Source organism: Nocardia sp. bgisy134 (assembly GCF_057708325.1).
This window is the reverse complement of the sequence record NZ_JBYIRW010000002.1, coordinates 164,409-183,168: the sequence shown is the minus strand read 5'-3', so window position 1 is coordinate 183,168 and position 18,760 is coordinate 164,409. Positions and strand designations below refer to the sequence as shown.

Genomic DNA, 18,760 nt, shown 5'->3' with positions numbered 1-18,760 from the left:
GTACCCCAACAGGGCATCGACGGACTCCACTCGCGCGCGCCCTGGCCGTAATGTGGCGATCATGTCGAAGCCCGAGATCTCCGAGCTCGTCCAGTCGGTCGTGGAGTCGTATCTGCTCGCGGGCGAGCGCAGGTACAACCGCGCCGAGGTGGCCGAGCGGTCGGGGGTGTCACCCGCGATCTCCCGGCGGCTGTGGACCGCGCTCGGCTTCCCCGAGAATCCCGCGGACGCCGTCGACTACACCGACGCCGACGTCGACGCGGTCCAGCACTTCCGCGGCCTGAAGGTGGTCGCCGCCTCAGATCTGCGCCAGCAGGCCGCGGCCGCGCGCACGCTCGGTCAGTCCATGGCGCGGCTGGCGGAATGGCAAGCCGATCTCGTCATCGCCGAGATCTCGACCAAAGTCGCCGCCGCCACCCGCGAGAACAGGGCGGACGCGGCGGAGATCGCCAGGATCGCCACCGAGGAGACGGTCTCGGTGCTCGAGGAATTGCAGACCTACGCGTGGCGCCGCCATCTGGCCGCCGCGCTCGCCCGCTCCTTCGACAACGAGGCCCCCGCCGAGGACTCCACGCGGGAGCTGGCGGTGGGCTTCGCCGACATGGTCGGCTACACCCGGTTGACCAGGCACCTGCACCCGGACGAGCTGTCGACGCTGCTGGAGGCGTTCGAGTCGACGACGAACGCGGCCATCACCGAGAACGGCGGCTGGGTGATCAAGCACGTCGGCGACGAAGTGATGTTCGCGGCGGAGACCGCCCAGGCCGCCGCGCGCATCGCGCTGGCCATCCAGGAGTCGACCATGATGGTCGGCGGCACGCCGGACCTGCGAGTCGCGCTCGCCTACGGCCCGGTGCTGCAACGCTTCGGCGATCTGTACGGCTCGGTGGTCAACATCGCCTCCCGCCTGACCGGCGTGGCCCGCCCCGGCACGGTCCTGATCGACGACTCCGCCGCGGCGGCACTGGGCGGCGATCCCGAATTCGACGTGCGCCACCTGCGCAGCGTTCGAGTCCGTGGCTTCAACCGGCTGCGCCCCCACGCCCTGCGCCGCGCCTGACTCCCAGCCGTACTTCGCACACGGCCGACACCTGTGTGCGGCGTATGGACCGACTGTGGGAGCGGCTCGGCGCGCGATCGCGGTGCGTCCGTAAGGTCGTGCGGATGGGTATCGAGTGGGCGCAGTTGCGGGAGAGCTGCCTGATCGCCGAGGACGAGGCGGTTCTCGCGTTGAACAAGCCCGCGGGGATTTCGGTTACCGGGGAGCGGCACGACACCGACATCGTGGAGCTGGCCGCGGCGGCGGGTGAGACGTTGTATCCGGTGCACCGGATCGACAAGGTGACGTCCGGATTGGTGCTGCTGGCCAAGGACTTGGGCGCGCACGGCCAGCTGACCAGGCAGTTCAACAAGCAGACCGCGGACAAGGCGTATCTGGCGATCGTCGATTCCACCGGGCTGCCCGAGCGCGGCGTCATCGATCTGCCGTTGAGCGTGGGCCGCAAGAACCGGGTGCGGATCGCGGCGCCACGCGAGAGCATCCGCACCGAGGGCGGGCGCTGGTTCGTGAACGAAGCCGATCTGCTCGACACCAAGAACTATCCGTCGCTGACACGCTTCGCGACCGTGTTGCGCACCGAGCGACACACGGTGCTCGCGCTGCGACCGGTGACCGGCCGTCGCCACCAGATCCGGGTGCACCTGGCCTGGATCGGGCACCCGATCCTCGGCGACCCGCTCTTCGACAAGTCCGGCGCCTATCCGCGCGCCCACCTGCATTCGTGGCGGCTCGGCCTCGCCGCGTCCTGGCGCACCCCGCCCGAACTGAACCTGGCGGCCCCGCCGGGCGCGGATTTCTGGGCGCCGGTCGCCCCGCCCGATTCCGCCGAGCTCCTCGACCGCGCGACCGAACTCCTCGGCACGGTCTCCTGACGTTCACGCGCCGACTACGGCAACGACCGCGCGGATCCGCTCGAACGAACGACCTACGCGCGCAACGAAGCCGGCGTCCACTCGGGCGCGCGCCCGAGCTGCCGCAGCACCCGGTCCATGGTCGAAGCCGCATCGTCCGCCGCCAGCGCCGGGGCGAACGCGGCGCCGGGCGCGGAACGCTCCGGACCGTCCGGGACCGCCGCCGCGACCTCGAGCGCCATCAGCGCCAATTCCGGGTCGGGCACGACGGTCTCGCCGATCGAACGCGCCACGTCCCACGCGTGCACGACGCTGTCGACGAGGTGGAACCCGATGACGGTCGCGGCGGGAAACCGATGATGGCTGGAGACCTCGGGCAGGAGCACGGTGCGTTCGAAGACGTCGGGCTCGGCGAAGGCCGCGACGACGTCGTCCGCAGCGGCAAGGTAATCGGCCACCGGATCCACCGCGGGCCGCACCTCCCAAGCACCGGGGTCCTCGGATCCACGCGCCGCGCCCGCGAACCCCCGGTCCTGAGTGGCCATGTGCGCCAGCAGTGCGCGCAAATCCCATCCCGCACAAGGTGTCTCGGCCGACAGCTGGCCCGCTTCGACGCGCGCGACGACCCCCGCGCTCAGCCGCACGGCCCGTGCGTGCAGTTCCCGCAGCCGCTCGTTCGATTCGTTCGCTTTTCTCTCGGAATCAATACTCATGCGCTTATCGTAAGCATAGGCATACTATCTGCCAAGAAGTATTTTCTAGACATGCCAGACCCCGACCGACCCGATCTCGCCGCGATGGTCGTGCCGCTCGGCCGCGCCCTCGTCGCGGCCGAACTGCCCGTCCTGGAACGCAACGGGCTCACCATGTGGGCCTACGGAGTGCTGCTCGGCCTGGAATCGGAGCCGGTGTACACGCAGGCCGCACTGGCCAAGGCCATCGGCGCGGACAAGACCCGCATCATCGGCGTCCTGGACGACCTGCAACGGCGCGGTCTCATCGAACGCGCACCCGACCCCACCGACCGGCGCGTCAACCTGGTCTCGCTCACCGAGGAAGGCAAGGCGCTCCGCGACCGCGCCCAGCGGGAGATCCGCGAGCGAGAGGACGAGACGCTCGCCGCCCTTTCCCGCGCCGATCGCCAGGCGTTTCTCCGCGCTCTGCGCACGCTCTGGTCGAACGCCACCACCGAACGTCACCCCTAGGCCCGTCTCGCCGCCGACCCGCGAATGTGACCGTCGTCACTTTCGAACGAGCATGCCCCGCGCGGTGGCGAGCCTCATGCAGACGGACAATGCGCAGGTCATCTAGCCTGGGAAAGTGCCGAGCACACAATGTGGGCACACTCTGACGCAACGGAGCGATCCCTCAGAGAAAGCGAACGCCGATGATCCTGGTGGCACAGGTCAGCGATACACACTTCGATCTCGGCTCTCGTAACGCCGAACGCGTCGAACGAGTGATGGCCTTTCTCGCCGACCTACGCCGCAAGCCCGACGCCATCCTGGTGACCGGCGACATCACCGATTCCGGCAAGGCCGAACAGTACGCCGAGGCCCGCGTCGCGCTGACCGCCGACATTCCGGTCTATCCCATCCCCGGCAATCACGACGACCGCGCCCACTTCCGCACCGCGCTGCTCGGCGAGCCCGCCGCGACCACCCCGATCAATCACGCGCACCGGATCGGCGAATTGACCGTGGCCCTGCTGGATTCGAGCATTCCCGGCGAGGCGGGCGGCGCGCTCGGCGAGGAGACCTACGACTGGCTGCACGGTGTACTGGCCGACGCGCCCGCCGACGGACCCATCCTGCTCGCCATGCACCACCCGCCGGTGCACCTGCACAGCCCGATCATCGACGGCATCACCCTCGCCGACCCCGAGCGCCTGGCAGCCCTGGTGGCCGCAGACGAGCGCATCCTCGGCGTGCTCACCGGACACGCCCACTCCGCGGCGACGACGACCTTCGGCGGTCGCCCGCTGCTGGTCGCGCCGAGCACGGCCTCGGTGCTCGGCGGCGAATGGGAGCTCGAATTGCCGGACCACGTGATGGATTACGCGCCGGACCCCGCCGTCGCGCTGCACATCATCGACGACAACCGCAGCCTGACAACACATTTCCGGACGGTCCCGATGGACGGCTATCTCGGGCAGCCGGGCTGATCAGCGCACCGCCACTCGCTCGCGCCGGTACGCGGCCGGTGTCACGCCGGTCCAGCGCTTGAAGGCGTAGATGAAGGTCGAGGACTCGGCGTAGCCGAGGCGGATCGCCACATCGCTCACCGAAAGCGGTGTGGCGGTGAGCATTTCCTCGGCGAGGGCGCGGCGCACCTCGTCCAGCAGTGCGCGGTAGCTGGTGCCTGCCGCGTCGAGATGTCTGCGCAGCGTCCTGGTGCTCATGTTCAGCTCGCGCGCCACCAGGTCGATACCCAGCGGCGCGGCGAAACCGTCCGCGCCGCCCGGCACCAGCAGCTCACGCACCTCCGCGGCGATGCCGGTGCGGGCCCTGCGGCGATCCACCAGCTGGCGGCACTGGGCCAGACACATGGCCCAGGTGTGTTCGTTGGCCTGCGGCAGCGGCTGTTCCAGCATCGCGGGATCGATGGTGAACACATTGTGCGCGCGGCCGTAGGCCGGGCGGACGCCGAGCACCTCGGTCACCCGGTCGGCGTATTCCGGTTCCGCGAAGCGGAATTCGGCGCGCAGCAGCGGCACCGGCCGTCCGAGCAGATCGCTCATCACCTGGTACATGGCCGTCACGTCGCGTTCGACGAGGAATTGGCGCACGTCGGCGGGCACCGACTCGTCGTGCACCTGCGCGACGAACTCCCCCGTCTCCCAGTGCGCGGCCGGCAGGCAGAAGGCGAAACTCAGATCGAGGAACCGCAGCGCGAAGGAGATCGCCTCGCCGAGGGTCGGGCTGCTGACGCACGCGAAGCCGAAGATGCCGAAGGTGGTGATCCGGTATCGCCTGCCCAGCTCGACACCAAGCGCGGGCTCGTCGACCTCACGCACCAGATTGCGGATCACCGCGAGCTCGGTGTGCGCGTCGATCTGGGCGTCGGGGTCGCGCAGCATGGCGTCGGTCAGTCCGGTCCCGGCCAGCATGCGCGCCGCTGGCACCTCGTGCTCGCCCGCGTAGCCCACCATCAGGGCCACGCTGGCGATCCCGCGCGGAAAGTTCCAGTCGCGGATTCCAGTAGCCAGCACCCGCTCCACAGCCCACATTATGGCCGAAAGTCTCGATGCGCCCGACCGGGCCGGTTCTAGAGTGGAGACATCGGATGTTGTGAGGAGTGTCACATGACAGCTGGCGACCGGCCATCGGTTCTGATCATCGGCGCGGGTTTCGGCGGCATCGGCACCGCGATCGAGCTGCGACGCAGCGGTATCCGCGACATCACGATCCTGGAGCGGGCCGCCGACCTCGGCGGGGTGTGGCGGGAGAACACCTACCCCGGCGCGGCCTGTGACGTGCCGTCACCGCTCTACTCCTACTCCTACGAACCGAAGCCGGACTGGCCACAGCGCTACTCCGGCCGCGACGCCATCCACGACTACCTGCGCGGGGTCGCGCGGCGACACGAGCTGCTGGAGGCCATCGTCTTCGGCGCGGACGTGACCGACGCCGAATTCGACGAGCAGACCGGCCGATGGACCGTCCGGACCGCCGATGGCACGGCGCGGACCGCCGATGTGCTGATCTCCGCGGTCGGCCAGCTCTCCCGGCCCAAGCTGCCGGACCTTCCCGGCCTCGACACCTTCGCGGGCGCGTCCTTTCATTCCGCCGAGTGGGACCACGACGTGGACCTGACGGGAAAGCGCGTCCTCTGCATCGGCACCGGGGCCAGCGCCATCCAGTTCATCCCCGAAATCCAGCCGAAGGTCGAGCACCTGACGCTGTTCCAGCGCACCGCGGCCTGGGTCATCCCCAAGTTCGACACCGACTACTCACCGATTCAGCACAAGCTGTTCGCGAAGCTGCCCGGCGCGCTGCTGGTGGAGCGGTTCGGCTGGTGGTCGGCGGGAGAATTCGTCTCGCTGGGTCTCGTCGAATTCCCCGCGATCGCACGGATGGTCGGCCGCATCGCCGAAAAGCACCTGCAGAAACAGGTCGCCGATCCGGAACTGCGCGCCAAACTCACCCCCGACTACCCCATCGGCTGCAAGCGCGGGCTGTTCTCCAACGATTACTACCCCGCGCTCACCCAGCCCAACGTCGCGGTCGAGACCACCGCGATCAGCGAGATCGTCCCCGAGGGCGTGCGCACCGCGGACGGCAGGCTGCACGAGGCCGACGTGATCATCTACGGCACCGGCTTCAAAGGCACCGAATTCCTCTGGCCGATGCGGATCTACGGGCGCGGCGGTCGCAAACTCGCCGACGCGTGGGCCGACGGCGCGCACGCCTTCCTCGGCATCGCCGTGCCCGATTTCCCGAACCTCTTCCTGGTCTACGGGCCGAACACCAACCTCGCCGCGGGCTCGATCATCTACATGATCGAATCGCAGGCTCGCTACATCCGGCAGGCCGTGCGGCTGCTCGCCGACCGGCCAGGCCACTGTCTCGAGGTCCGCGACGAACTCGAGCGCGAATTCAATGACGCGCTCCAGCGACGGCTGACCCGCACCCCGTGGAACTTCTGCACCAGCTGGTACCGCACCGCCTCGGGCCGCATCACCAACAACTGGCCGGGCACCGTGTCCAGTTACCGCCGCCGCACCCGCAAGTTGAACCGCGACGACTACACCATGACCAGGGTCGCCTGATCCGGCGAACCGGCCGCCCGCCGCGCCTGCTGGCAGACTTGTTGCGTGAGTGATCTGCCGATGGCCGACGGCCGCACCGGTTCCGCGGAGCGCGGCCCGCTGCGCCCGATCGAGCTGGCCACCGGCGCGGTGCTGGGCGGGGTGACGGTCGGGCTGGTCACCGTCGGGTCCGTGGTTCCGCTGGCCGCCGCGCTGCAAATCGTCGCGGCCGTTCCGATGGGCATGCTGGCGCATCGCTACCGGCCGCGCGCGCTGATGACCGCGACCGCCTCGGCCACCCTGGTCACTTTCGTCGCCGCAGGCGTCATGCCCGCGCTCGGCGTGGTCGCGTCGGCGACCATCGGCGGCATCATCGGCGGGGTCAAGCGCCGCGGCGGTGGGCTGTTCTCGGTGCTCTTCCTCGCGATGCTGGCGGGCGTGCTGTGGGCCGCGTTCACCATCGGATCGCTGCTGGTCGCCGGACAGACCAGGGAGCTGTTGTTCGACACCGTCCGCAACACCGCCGACGGCGTGCAGCGACTCGCCGAGAGACAGTCCGCCCTGGAGCCGCTCGGGCGGGCCGCGTCGGATCTCACCGACGTCGCGCTCACCTGGTGGTGGGTGTGGATCGGCGGCGGCGTCGCGCTCGGCGTGGTGGTGAGCGCGGTGTTCTCCTGGTTCGTGCTCGGTTCGGTGCTGGACCGGCTGGCCTGGCTGCCCGCCCGGGATCGCCTCGACGCGCCGGTGGACGAGCGGCCGATCGCCCCGCTGCCGGTGACGCTGCACGCTGCGGGCTTCCGCTACCCGGGCGCGCGCACCGACGCACTGCGCGATATCGACCTCGGCGTGCGGGTCGGGGAGTTCGTCGCGATCGTCGGCCACAACGGCTCGGGCAAGTCCACGCTCACCCGGCTGCTGGCCGGGCTGCCGCCCACCTCGGGCGAGGTGCGGCGACCGGGCTCCGCGGGCCTCGGCCACCTCGGCGGCACGGCGCTGGTGCTGCAACGGCCGGAAAGCCAGACCCTTGGCGTCCTGGTCGCCGACGACGTCGTCTGGGGACTTCCCCAGGTGCTCGCCGCCGAAGTAGACGTGGAAGCGCTGCTCGGCGAGGTCGGCCTGGCGGGCATGGGCGAACGCGAGACCACCACACTCTCCGGCGGCCAGCAGCAACGCCTCGCGGTGGCGGCGGCACTGGCCCGCCGCCCGGCGCTGCTCATCGCCGACGAGGCCACCTCGATGATCGATCCCGAAGGTCGCGGCGAACTGGTCGCCCTGCTCGCCGAGCTGCCGCGCCGCCACCCGATGGCGGTGGTGCTGGTGACCCACCACGAGGCCGACGCCGCGGCCGCGGACCGGGTGGTGCATCTGGCGGCGGGCCGGACCGTCGACCGGCTACCCGCCTGGCCGCAGCCGGTGCGCGACGCGCGCCGCCGCCCCATGGGCCAGAGCGTCCTGGAACTGCGCGACGTCCGACACACCTACAACCGGGGCACGCCGTGGGAGGCGCCCGCCTTGCACGGCGTCGACCTGATGGTGCGCCGCGGTGAGGCGCTGCTCGTGGTCGGCGGCAACGGTTCCGGCAAGTCGACCCTCGCCTGGATCATCGCGGGCCTGATCGAACCGAGCTCCGGGCGCTGCGAACTCGGTGGCCGCCCGGTGACGCGGCAGATCGGCCGGGTGGAGCTGGCGTTCCAGCATTCCCGGCTGCAATTGCAGAAACAGACGGTCGGCGCGGAGATCGCCGACTGGGGCGGACGCGCCACCGGATCCGGCGCGGTGGGCAAGGCGCTGGACGCCGTCGGCCTGGATCGCGCACTGGCCGCGCGCTCCATCGAGGAGCTCAGCGGCGGGCAGGCCAAGCGCGTGGTGCTCGCCGCCATCGTGGCCAGCCGCCCGCAGGTGGTCGTGCTCGACGAACCGCTGGCCGGACTGGATCCCGAGGGCCGCGCCGACATCGTGGAACTGCTTGCGCAGCTGCGGGATTCCGGGCTGACGCTGATCGTCATCTCACACGACGTCGAGGACATGGCCGCCGTGTGCGACCGCACCGTGCACCTGAGCTCGGGCCGCATCCTGGAGACCCAGCCGGTCTCCGACGCCGCGCCCGCGGCGCATCGCATCGACCCGCACCGCGACCTGCGATCGGCCGCGCCACCGCCGCATTCCGGCGACGCGGCGTGGCGCTTCGGACACGGAGGCGCGAAATGAGCACGGTCCTGTTTCGCCAGGTACCGGTGTCCAGCCCGGTGCACAACCTCTGGGCGGGCACCAAGATGATCGCCGCGTTCCTGATCAGCCTGCTGCTGATGTTCTGGCCGTCCTGGCCGGTGCTCGGCGCGATGGTCGTCTTTCTGCTGGCGATCGGACTGATCGCCCGGCTTCCGCTCGGCACGCTGCCCAGGCTGCCGTGGTGGTTCTGGGCGATGCTCGGCGCGGGCGCGCTGATCAACGTGCCGGTGGGCGGCGCGGCGCTGCTGCGCTACACCCAGACGGTGACCTTCGGCCTGATCCTGGTGGCCGCCTCCTTCCTCATCGCGTGGACCACGCCGATGAGCGAGATCGCCCCCGCCTTGGCCAGATTGGGCGCACCGCTGCGCAAACTCAAAGTGCCGGTGGACGAGTGGGCCGTGGTGGTGGCGCTGACGCTGCGCGGACTGCCGCTGCTGCTGGAGGAGATCCGGGTGCTGCGCGCGGCCCGACGGCTCCGGCCCAAGGACCGGCTGCTGGACCGGGCGTCCGACAGCCCGATCATCGACATCCTCACCGCGGCCATGGCCGTGGCCACCCGCCGAGCCGGCGAGCTCGGCGAAGCCATCACCGCCCGCGGCGGCACCGGCCAGCTCACCGCCCGGCCCAGCGCGCCGGGTCGCCGCGACGCGGTCGCGCTCGGCCTCGTCGGCCTCGTGTGCACGGGTTCGGTGCTGCTCGACGTGCTGCTCTGATCCGGACCGACCCGCCGAGACGACGGCGCGGTCCGGTGGACGGCAGACTGAGGGGAACCGATCGTCGGCGCGGCGCGTCGAAATCCATGACGGGCCGGAATTCGGGAAGAGCGAGGGGTGGCCGATGGCCGACAGTGAACGCGCGGCGCAGCTGGCGCGCAACGAGGCGCTGCGCGGCGAGGTCGACGACCTGCTGGAGATATTCGAGCGGCAGCGAAGGGAACTCGCCGAGACGCAGGCCAGGCTGGCCGCGACGACGGTCACCGCGTGGTCCTCGGACAACCTGGTCCGGGTCACCAGCAATTCCGCGGGCGTGCCGGTCGAGGTGCACCTCGAGCCGGACGCCTTCAAACGCTCGACGCCGCAGAAGCTCGGCGCGGCCATGACCGAGGCGACCCAGGTGGCCGCCCGCCTGGCCAGCGAAGAGGCCCAGCGGGCCTTCGGCGCGTTCGAACAAGTAGGCCACGACATCCCGGATCTACCCGATCTGGTGCCCGGCGCGCCGAGCATCAAGAACCTGGTGAATTCCCTGTTCCCCGAACCGGCCTCGACCGATGCCGCGTCCCAGCCCGCCGAGCTGGACGAGAAAGCCGAGGACGAGTACTACCGCAACCGGGGATATCTGGAGGGTCGATGAGTAGCTTGCAGGTCGACCCGGATGCGCTGCGCGCCACCAAGCCCGGCTTCGCCGCGGCCGCCGACAAGGTGCTTAAGGCGGTGAAGAACGTCCAGACCACGGTCGCGGCCGAGGGCGAATGCTGGGGCGACGACGAGATCGGCCAGAATTTCGCCAAGGAGTACACGCCGGGCGCCGAGGACGGCATGAAGGGCATCGAGGGGCTCGGCAAGTCGATCGAGGCGCTCAGCGGCGGCGTCGACGCCATCGCGTCGGCGTTCCAGCAGCAGGACGAGCTCAACTCCAAGGCGATCGACAAGATCAAGAGTTCCATCGAATAGGGCGTGTCACCCTTCGGCGCGTCGCGTATCGCGCCTTGTAGCAAATCTTCGGTTAGTCAACCGAAAGCGGTTTGACGTGCACATATAGCCAAGAGACATAAGACCTTTGGCACCGGTGCGACGACCGCTGCCGACAAGAGTCGGGCTTACCCGCAATTTTGCGTTCCAAACCCGCGATCGCCCAGTAATGTGACACCCAGCGTTGCTGTTCTCTGAATCACATCAAGGCTCCGCGCGCGTTGAGGGGGAAGGTTTTTCGGCGTGTGGGGTGTTCGTAGGGCATGAAATCCTGACGAAGATTGGAACACCGCAAAATGATTCTTCGCAAGATCACCGCGGCCGTCGTACCGCTCGTCGCCGCCGTCGCCGTCGGCGCGGGCACTGTGCACGCACAACCGGCTGCCGCGCCCGTTCCCGACATCGGGTACGAGGCGAAGCTGATCGGCGACACGATCATCACCACACTGACGAACGGTTCCTTCGAGCTGACCGGCAACTCGGTAGCCATCGAGGACTCGGCCGGGAACGCGGTCGTCACCCTGCCGCTCTCGGTCCGGCAGGACGGACTGGAATACCCGCTGCCGCACAAGGTCCGCGACGACGGCCGGGTGCTGGAATTGACGGCGGTCAAGAACGCCGCACAGGCGCGACCCGTGCAGGCCACCCCTGTCGCGTCACTGATGGAGAACCAGCAGGCGATGAATGCGTTCGCCTCGCAGTTCGGAATCGCGACCGCGGTCGGCGGATTCATCGGCACCGCGCTCGGCGCCCTCATCGGCCTGACCGGAATCATCACCGGCCCCGGCGTGATCGCCAGCGTCATCACGGGCGCCTCGATCGGGGGCATCATCGGCACCATCATCGTGGGAGGCCCGACGCTGGTGGTCGCCGGTATCGATCTGCTCAGCACCTTGACCGCGGCGCCGGGTACCACCAAGTGGACGGATCAGACCGGGACTCCGGTGAACTGAACCGCCCCTTTCCGAAACGCGGCGCGCACCGGCTTCCCCCTCGAGTCGGTGCGCGCCGCTTGTCGTCCCGGCCTGATCCCGGTTGTGCGATCGCCCATGCCCGAGCACGGCGACACCTAGCCGAACACGCGGCTCAGCGCGGGTGACACCCCGCCGCCACCGGCACGCCCGCGAAGCGGTCCCCGAGATAGTTCATCGCTCCGAACGCCTCGACCACCGCGGTCGGATTGTGGCCGGGCAATGTCGAATGCGTGACGGTCAGGTCCGCGCCGAGTGCGCAGTAGCGGTCCACCAGCGCGGTGAAGCCCGCGACGGGAATCACGTCGTCGGTGGTGCTGTGATAGAGGTAGGCCGGGACTCGCGGCGCGGTCCCGCCCAACTCCTGCGCAGCCGTCGCCGCGAGGAAGGCCGGATGCGCCAGCAGGTTCGGCTCGATCGCGAAATCGTCGACGCGCGCATCGATGTACTTCACCACCAGTTCCGACCCGCAGGCCGACCCGTTCTCGGCCAGCATCGCGCGCCCGCGCTCGTTCAACAGCTCGGCGACGCCGTACTCCGGGTAGTCGCGGGCGACCGACAGCACGATCAGTAGCGCCAACCCGGCCTGCACGCCGCCGTCCACGCCGCGGGCGATCGCGGGCCAGTCGGCAGGCACCCCGCCCGAGGTGATGCCCGCGAACTCGACATCGGGGGCGTAGCCCGGTTGCAGCTGCGCTGCCCACAGCGTCGCGAACGCACCGCCCGAATACCCGTACGCGCCCACTGGGCTCGCGGGCCCGACGCCGCCCGGAGCGAAGGCTCGAGCGGCCCGGATGCCGTCCAGCACGGCGTGCCCGGCATTCACTCCGTCCAGGAAGCGGGACCACGGCCCCTGGTGGTCGCTGACCACCAGCGCCCAGCCGCGACGCAGCGCGTCCGCCATGAACGGTGTGTCGAGGTAGGTCGTGATGCCGCTCAACTCCCAGCCACCGCGCAGCGCATAGGAGGGCGCGCACTGGGTGCCGAGGCTGTCCTCGGGCACCTGGTAGGACAGCAGCGGCCGCTCCCCCGCGCCCCACCACGGCAGGTTCGGCACCATCACGGTGGCGATGCCCGGCGTCGGCGCGCCGCCCGCGTCGTTCGTCCGGTACTGCACCTGCCACGCCGAAACCGGCAGCGGCAGACCCAACAGCGTGATCGGCCGCGAGCGAACGATCGCGCCCGCGGGGTAGTCGGCGAGGTCGGCGGGAGCGGCGTAGAACGGATCGTCGTCGGGTCGCGGGATCGCCGCGCCGGGCACGGCGAGACTCAGCGACAGCACCGCCGCCAGCAGGACGACACCGAAAGCGCGGAACCGGGGCCGACTCCGGGCCCTCACCCCCCTCGGCGTACGGGAAAGCTTGGCAAGCGTGCGCTCGCGGAGCGCACCGAAAGCCCGTGGCGAACGTAGGCCTTTCGTACTCATCCCGACTCCAAGACTCACCGAGGCGCGGCTATCTCCGCCTCGACACACTCGACGGTACTGCGGGGGCGGCCGCCCGGCAACAGGCTCGGCGCGCGTGGTTACAGTGGTGCGAAAGTGCCCTCAGCGCAATCGAATCGCGCCCGACGAGGGTCTCGGCGACGTTCGATCATCGAGAAGGAGAGCTGACGATGCGGTACGGCAACGGACTGGACATCCCCGAGGGACTCGCCGATGTGTGCGGTCCGGATCGGATGGCGGTGATCGTCTACGACATGCAGGTGGGGGTGCTGTCGCAACTGCCGGACGGCCCGGAGATCATCCAGCGGGTGGTGCCCGTGGTGGAGGCGGCCCGCCGCGGCGGCTATCCGGTGATATTCCTGCGGCATTTCTTCCTGCCGCACCGGCTCAGCGGCAAGTTCGCGCTGCGGATGGCGATGAGCTGGCAGGGGGTGGACTCGATCGACGAGCTCAAACCCATTCTGCAGCGCGACACCCCGGCCTTCGAGCTGGTGCCGGAGCTGCGGCCGCGGCCCGACGAAATCGTCTTCGACAAGACCTCGATGTCGGCTTTCGAGGGCACCCCGCTGGCCAGCACGCTGCGGGATCTCGGCATCGGGGCGTACGCGATCATGGGCGTCGCGCTGGAGATCGGCATCGCGCCGACCGTCATCCACTCCACCGATCTCGGGTTCGTCCCGGTGGTGATCAGCGACGCGTGCGGCGGCCGCGATCAGGACGCGATCGCGCGCGCGTACGCGGATTTCGAATTCCAGGCGCATGCGATCGTGACGGATTCCGCGACCATCACGCCATTGCTCGCGGGCGAGAAGGAGTGAGACCGTCCCGTCGTCCGGCGCGGGCCGGACGACGGGAGCTCGCTCAGCCTTCCTTGCGGATGGCCTTCTTGGCGGCGTCCTGAGCCGCGTCGACCTGGCCGGCGAACTTGCTCCCGGTCTTCTGATCGACGATGTCGCCCGCCTTGTCGATCACCGTGTCGACCTTGTCCGCGTTCTGCTGGGCCAGGTCCATCGCCTTGGCTGCCAGGTTCTTGAAGTCCACCGTGCACTCCCCGTTCTCGAGTCGAAACAACTCGAATTCACGATACCGAGCCCGCGCACGACCGGCCTGGCAAACTACTGGCGATCGGCGCCACACCGCACGCGTCAGTCGATCTCACCGACCCAACCCGGATGCCAGAGCCGTCCGGTCTCGGTCCAGTTCATGAAGCGCACAGTGCCCGCGATCTTCGGGGTCACCCACACCGCCTCCTTGCGTTCCTCGGCGCTCAGCGGGTTGTCGAACGGGCTGGTCTTGCGTTCCAGCTTGCGCAGCCTGGCGGCCAGCTCGCGCATGCCGGTATCGCCGAAGCCGGTGCCGACGCGGCCGACGTAGATCAACCTGTCCTGGTATGGAATACCGACGAGCAGCGACTTGAACTCGCGCGCATCGCTGCGTCGCCAGCCGCCGACCACCACCCGCTGGGTGCGCCAATTGCGCTGCTTGACCCACGAATGTCCGCGCTTACCAGGCAGATACACCGAATCCTTGCGTTTGGCGACGACGCCCTCCATGCCGTGCTCCTGGCTGTAGTGCAGCGCCACGGACCCGGGACCGTCCAGCCTGGGCGGCACGCGCAGCGAGGGCGCGTTGGCGGCGAGCGCCTCCAGCACCCGTCTGCGGTCCGAATACCGTTTGCGGACCAGCGAGGTGCCGTCCAGATACAGCACGTCGAAGGCGACGAAGACGGCGCGGGCCGCATCCGCTTGCAGCAGACCCAGATTCGCGACGCTGTGGTCGTCGAAGACGACCGCCTCGCCGTCGAGGACGACCCGGTGGCCGTCCAGTTCCTTCGCGAGCACCCCGATACCCGGATAACGCGAGGTCACCACGTTGCCCGCGCGGCTGCGCAAGGTCACAGCGCCGGAATCGATCTCGGCGACGAGACGGAAGCCGTCCCACTTCGTCTCGAAGCACCATTCCGCCTCGTCCAGTTCGCCGACATCGCCCGAGGTCGCCAGCATCGGCGCGAGGCCACGGGGAAACGGCGCGTCGCCGCCTGCCTGCGCCCGCGGTTCGAGCGGTTCGTTGACGGCGGACTTGCCGCCGGATCCATCGGACGCCGCACGCTTCCCCCGGCTCCGCGACGAATCATGCTGTGTCTCGGCGTCTTCCGGTTCCGGCTGCTGATCCTGCATGAGGTGCATCAGCCATTGGTTGCCGTTGGTCTGGATGAGCGCGTAGCGACCGGTGAGCCGCTCGCCGTGGAAGCAGACGATCACCTCGTCGTCGCGCCACTTCTCGGTCTCGTAGGTGCCGGTATCCCAGATGGTCATCTCCCCGGCGCCATACTCCCCCTTGGGAATCTCGCCGTGGAAGTCCAGGTACTCCAGCGGATGATCCTCGGTGTGCACCGCGAGCCGGTTCTGCCGCGAGGAGGTCGGCGGACCCTTCGGCACCGCCCAGGACACCAGGACGCCGTCGCGTTCGAGCCGCACGTCCCAGTGCAGGCGGCGCGCGTGGTGTTCCTGCACCACGAACCGATTTCCGGCGCCGGGAGCCGGCCGCGCGGACGGCACCGGCTCCGGCGTGCGCGCCGGATCGCGCAGGGAACGGTACTTGCTCAGTGCGTCGGCCCCGCCCGCGTCCGGCGGGTCCAGCTCGGCGAGCAGATCGCCGTCGTCCCGCCAGCGCACGAGCACTTCCTCGAAACGCAAGTGCCGCAGCTTCTTCCGGTTCTCGATCTCGGCCCAGCTGCGCGGCGCCGCGGCATTGGGCTCGGCGCGGCCGCGCAAGGAATAGGGCGCGATGGTGGTCTTGGCCGGGTTGTTCTGGCTCCAATCCAGGAACACCTTGCCGCGCCGCACGGATTTGGCCATGGTGGCCGTGACCAGGTCCGGGTGCAGCTTCTGCAGATTGCCAGCCACCTGCTTGGCCACCGTCGACGCGCCGCCGGGGCTCAGCACCCGATCCAGCGGCACGTAGAGGTGAATGCCCTTGCTGCCGCTGGTGACCGGGAACGCGTGCAGTCCGATGCCCTCGACCATCTCCCGCACGGCGAGGGCGACGGTCGCGCACTCCGCGAGGCCGACGCCCGGCCCCGGATCCAGGTCGAAGACCAGCCTGGTGGCCGGACCCATCCGATCGCCGTCGAAACGCCATTGCGGCACATGGACTTCCAGCGACGCCTGCTGTCCGAGCCAGGCCAGACCCGCCTCGGAATCGATCAGCGGATACACCACCCGCCGATCGGAGTGCACCAGCGTGCGGCGCTCGATCCAGGACGGCGCGTGTTCGGCGAGATTCTTCTCGAAGAAGGAAGGGTGGTCGACCCCGTTGGGCCAGCGTTTTCTCGTCACCGGGCGCCCGGCGATATGCGGCAACATCGCCGGAGCGATGGCCGCGTAGTAGGCGATCACCTCGCCTTTGGTGGTCCCGGTCGCCGGATACAGCACCTTGTCGAGATTGCTGAGTTCGACCTCGATATCGGGTCGGCCCGGACCACCGCCGAATGCACGGCGGGACACCATGACTCGATAGTACGGCCGGGGACCGACAGGTCGGCGGTCCCCGGCCGTGCGATCGTCAGGCCCGCGGTGCCGGGCCCTGGCCCGGCTGTCCGGGCTGCTCCGGCGGAACCACCTTCTTGGCGGCTTCCTTGCCCTTTTCGATCTTGTCCGTGTACTTGCCGTGCGTCTTCTGGTCGATGAAGTCGCCGGCCTTGTCGACCGCCTCGTTGATCTTGCCCGCGTTCTTGGACGCCGCCTCCTTGCCCTTACCGACCAGGCCCTTCAGAGTGTCCGCCAGGCTCATCGCCGTCGTTCCTTTCCTGCCGCCAATCGGATGTCGGAGATACCGACAGGTCAACCTACATTTTCCCACCATGAATCGCGGGGAGGCAGAGCTTGCGGAACAACGCGCTGTCCGGGCATCGGTACCGCGACCGAGGTGCCCACTTCTTCCGCGGCGGCGACCATCCGGTGCACCGGCTCCGACCATCCGTGGAAGGCCAGATTGAACGTCGCCCAGTGGATCGGCACGAGCAGGCCGTGGCCGGCATCGCCGACGCACAGATCGGCGTGCGCGCGCACCGCCTCCTCCGGGTTCATGTGCACGTCGGCCCAGCGCTCGTCGTAAGCGCCGATCGGCAGCAGCGTCAGGTCGAAGGGACCGAGTGCCGCGCCCGCCTCGGCGAACGACTTGGTGTAGCCGGTGTCGCCGCCGAAGTACACCCGCCGCGTCGGGCCGACGATGGACCAGGACGCCCAGAGCGTGGTGTTCCGCACCAGGCCGCGACCGGAGAAGTGCCGCGCCTCGGTGCAGGTGAGCACCAGATCGGTCCCGTCCCGCTCGCGGCCCAGCGCCGCCAGCGAAATCGAACCGCCCCAATCCAATTCGATGATGCGATGCTCGGGAACACCCCAGTGCCGCAGGTGCGCGCCGATCCCGATCGGGACCAGGAACGGCGTCGACTGCCCGACCACGAGCGCCCGGATGGTCTCCTTGTCCAAGTGGTCGTAGTGGTCGTGAGAGATGATCACCGCGTCCACCTGCGGCAGCTCGGCGAGCGGGACCGGCACCGGATGCAACCGCGCGGGCCCGACCAGCGGCGAGGGCGAAACCCGTTCGCTCCAAACGGGATCGGTGAGGATCCGGTACCCGTCCACCTCGATCAGCGCCGACGCGTGGCCGTACCAGGTCACCGCGAGATCGGCGGCCTCGGCGGGCGGCTGCGGCTTCTGCAGCGGAACCACCCCGCGCGGGCGCCCGAAATTGCGCTTGGTGAACGCCGAATACAGCAGGGAGGGCACCGAACCCGCGGCGATCTGGGTGCTCGGCTCGCTGTTGTGGAATTGACGGTTGCGATAACTCACCGATCCGGCCGCGTACGGCTGGATGGCCGACATCGAGGCGCCGATCGCCGACGGGATGTCCCACGCGGCCCTGACCACCCAGGCGAGACCGAACGCCCCTGCTGCGAAACCGAACATCTTCTTCGTCCTCATCATCGCCCCACGAACTTCGCCGCGCGCTTCTCCGCCCGCGCCGTCCTGCCCTCATGGGCGTCGGCGCTGGACCACGCGGCTTCGAGCGCCGCGCGCTGCTGCGCGGATTCCGGTTCGCGGGTGCCGTCGTCGTTGAGCACCAGTTTCATGTGGCGCAGCGAAAGCGGCGCCAGCTCTGCGATCGATCTCGCCCATTCCTGCGCGTCGGCGAGGGTACCGAGCTTGTTGGCGAAGCCGAAGGAGTAGCAGTCGGCGGCCGGAATCCGTTCGGCGCCAAGCAGAACGGTGCGGGCCGGACCGCCGCCGATCAGCGAGACCAGCCGCCGCGCGGTCCACCGGTCCACGGTGATGCCGAGCTTGGCGGCCGGGACGGCGATGTAGGCATCCGGCGCGATCACCCGCAGATCCGAGGCGAGCGCCAATTGCACGCCCGCGCCGAGCGCGCCGCCGTTGATGGCGGAGATCACCGGCACCGGGACCGACTCGATGGTGTGCAGCATGTCGAGCAGACCGGAGAGGAAATCGTCGGAGTAGACACCCGACAGGTCGGCGCCCGCACTGAAGATCGGACCGCGCCCGGTGAGGACGATCACCCGCGCCCCCTCGGCGACGGCGGCTAGGACGGCCTCGCGTAGCCGGGTCACGAGCTCGTGGTTCAGCGCATTGCGCCGCTCCTCGCGTTGTAATTCGATGGTGACGACGTCACCATCTCGGCTAACTCCGAGCATGCATCCTCCCCGACTCAACGTGTCGTTTGGTTGCTTTCACTCTGCCACAGGCGG

At 69.3% G+C, this 18,760-nt stretch carries 19 protein-coding genes; 11 read left to right on the top strand and 8 right to left on the bottom strand.

The window, feature by feature from the left end; all coding sequences use genetic code 11:
* Window positions 1-58: 58 nt before the first annotated feature.
* Entirely contained in the window at window positions 59-1,060 is a 1,002-nt protein-coding gene (locus tag AC3ERS_RS04840) for an adenylate/guanylate cyclase domain-containing protein (RefSeq protein ID WP_431964525.1), read from the top strand.
* A 104-nt stretch (window positions 1,061-1,164) separates the two neighbouring features.
* Entirely contained in the window at window positions 1,165-1,932 is a 768-nt protein-coding gene (locus AC3ERS_RS04835) for an RluA family pseudouridine synthase (RefSeq protein ID WP_431963896.1), read from the top strand.
* Between the two features lie 53 nt (window positions 1,933-1,985).
* On the opposite strand, the gene AC3ERS_RS04830 is transcribed toward AC3ERS_RS04835, so the two are convergent.
* Window positions 1,986-2,624, bottom strand: coding sequence for a TIGR03086 family metal-binding protein (locus tag AC3ERS_RS04830; protein WP_431963894.1), 639 nt, complete (start codon window positions 2,622-2,624; stop codon window positions 1,986-1,988).
* A gap of 51 nt (window positions 2,625-2,675) precedes the next feature.
* Between AC3ERS_RS04830 and AC3ERS_RS04825 the strand changes: the two genes are divergently transcribed.
* Both AC3ERS_RS04825 and AC3ERS_RS04820 read left to right on the top strand, forming a co-directional pair.
* Entirely contained in the window at window positions 2,676-3,116 is a 441-nt protein-coding gene (locus tag AC3ERS_RS04825) for a MarR family winged helix-turn-helix transcriptional regulator (protein WP_431963892.1), read from the top strand.
* Between the two features lie 182 nt (window positions 3,117-3,298).
* Window positions 3,299-4,075 (top strand): metallophosphoesterase, encoded by a 777-nt coding sequence (locus AC3ERS_RS04820; protein WP_431963890.1) that lies wholly within the window; start codon window positions 3,299-3,301, stop codon window positions 4,073-4,075.
* Here AC3ERS_RS04820 and AC3ERS_RS04815 read toward each other — a convergent pair whose 3' ends face one another.
* A complete protein-coding gene (locus tag AC3ERS_RS04815; RefSeq protein ID WP_431963888.1) occupies window positions 4,076-5,140 on the bottom strand; it encodes an AraC family transcriptional regulator in 1,065 nt (354 codons plus the stop codon).
* 75 nt (window positions 5,141-5,215) lie between these two features.
* Here AC3ERS_RS04815 and AC3ERS_RS04810 point away from each other — a divergent pair, with 75 nt between their 5' ends.
* From AC3ERS_RS04810 to AC3ERS_RS04785, 6 genes are all read left to right on the top strand, one after another.
* Window positions 5,216-6,682 (top strand): flavin-containing monooxygenase, encoded by a 1,467-nt coding sequence (locus tag AC3ERS_RS04810; protein ID WP_431963886.1) that lies wholly within the window; start codon window positions 5,216-5,218, stop codon window positions 6,680-6,682.
* 60 nt (window positions 6,683-6,742) lie between these two features.
* The gene (locus AC3ERS_RS04805) at window positions 6,743-8,869 is read left to right on the top strand and encodes an ATP-binding cassette domain-containing protein (protein ID WP_431964523.1); all 2,127 of its coding nucleotides are present in this window, start codon (window positions 6,743-6,745) and stop codon (window positions 8,867-8,869) included.
* A complete protein-coding gene (locus AC3ERS_RS04800; protein ID WP_431963884.1) occupies window positions 8,866-9,603 on the top strand; it encodes a CbiQ family ECF transporter T component in 738 nt (245 codons plus the stop codon). Before AC3ERS_RS04805 ends, AC3ERS_RS04800 begins: the two co-directional genes overlap by 4 nt.
* A 124-nt stretch (window positions 9,604-9,727) precedes the next feature.
* A complete protein-coding gene (locus tag AC3ERS_RS04795) occupies window positions 9,728-10,240 on the top strand; it encodes a YbaB/EbfC family nucleoid-associated protein (RefSeq protein WP_431963882.1) in 513 nt (170 codons plus the stop codon).
* Window positions 10,237-10,560: a hypothetical protein gene (locus AC3ERS_RS04790; protein ID WP_431963880.1), complete on the top strand. Its 324-nt coding sequence runs from the start codon at window positions 10,237-10,239 to the stop codon at window positions 10,558-10,560. The genes AC3ERS_RS04795 and AC3ERS_RS04790 overlap by 4 nt, the downstream gene beginning before the upstream one ends.
* 314 nt (window positions 10,561-10,874) lie before the next feature.
* Complete coding sequence (locus AC3ERS_RS04785) at window positions 10,875-11,531, top strand: DUF8020 domain-containing protein (RefSeq protein ID WP_431963878.1); 657 nt, start codon at window positions 10,875-10,877, stop codon at window positions 11,529-11,531.
* Window positions 11,532-11,664: 133 nt separating this feature from the next.
* On the opposite strand, the gene AC3ERS_RS04780 is transcribed toward AC3ERS_RS04785, so the two are convergent.
* The gene (locus AC3ERS_RS04780) at window positions 11,665-12,888 is read right to left on the bottom strand and encodes a lipase family protein (RefSeq protein ID WP_431963876.1); all 1,224 of its coding nucleotides are present in this window, start codon (window positions 12,886-12,888) and stop codon (window positions 11,665-11,667) included.
* A 275-nt stretch (window positions 12,889-13,163) separates the two neighbouring features.
* On the opposite strand from AC3ERS_RS04780, the gene AC3ERS_RS04775 reads away from it, so the two are divergent.
* The gene (locus AC3ERS_RS04775) at window positions 13,164-13,811 is read left to right on the top strand and encodes a cysteine hydrolase family protein (protein ID WP_431963874.1); all 648 of its coding nucleotides are present in this window, start codon (window positions 13,164-13,166) and stop codon (window positions 13,809-13,811) included.
* A gap of 43 nt (window positions 13,812-13,854) precedes the next feature.
* Here AC3ERS_RS04775 and AC3ERS_RS04770 read toward each other — a convergent pair whose 3' ends face one another.
* The 5 genes from AC3ERS_RS04770 to AC3ERS_RS04750 all read right to left on the bottom strand — a co-directional run bounded on the left by AC3ERS_RS04770 (window position 13,855) and on the right by AC3ERS_RS04750 (window position 18,706).
* Window positions 13,855-14,034 (bottom strand): antitoxin, encoded by a 180-nt coding sequence (locus tag AC3ERS_RS04770; protein WP_431963872.1) that lies wholly within the window; start codon window positions 14,032-14,034, stop codon window positions 13,855-13,857.
* Window positions 14,035-14,138: 104 nt separating this feature from the next.
* Window positions 14,139-16,502, bottom strand: coding sequence for an ATP-dependent DNA ligase (locus AC3ERS_RS04765; protein ID WP_431963870.1), 2,364 nt, complete (start codon window positions 16,500-16,502; stop codon window positions 14,139-14,141).
* A gap of 55 nt (window positions 16,503-16,557) precedes the next feature.
* The gene (locus AC3ERS_RS04760; RefSeq protein WP_431963868.1) at window positions 16,558-16,785 is read right to left on the bottom strand and encodes an antitoxin; all 228 of its coding nucleotides are present in this window, start codon (window positions 16,783-16,785) and stop codon (window positions 16,558-16,560) included.
* A gap of 50 nt (window positions 16,786-16,835) precedes the next feature.
* Window positions 16,836-17,978 (bottom strand): MBL fold metallo-hydrolase, encoded by a 1,143-nt coding sequence (locus tag AC3ERS_RS04755; protein WP_431963866.1) that lies wholly within the window; start codon window positions 17,976-17,978, stop codon window positions 16,836-16,838.
* Window positions 17,978-18,706 carry an enoyl-CoA hydratase gene (locus tag AC3ERS_RS04750; RefSeq protein ID WP_431963864.1) on the bottom strand — a complete coding sequence of 243 codons (729 nt, stop codon included), beginning with the start codon at window positions 18,704-18,706 and terminating at the stop codon, window positions 17,978-17,980. The genes AC3ERS_RS04755 and AC3ERS_RS04750 overlap by 1 nt, the downstream gene beginning before the upstream one ends.
* Window positions 18,707-18,760: the final 54 nt, after the last annotated feature.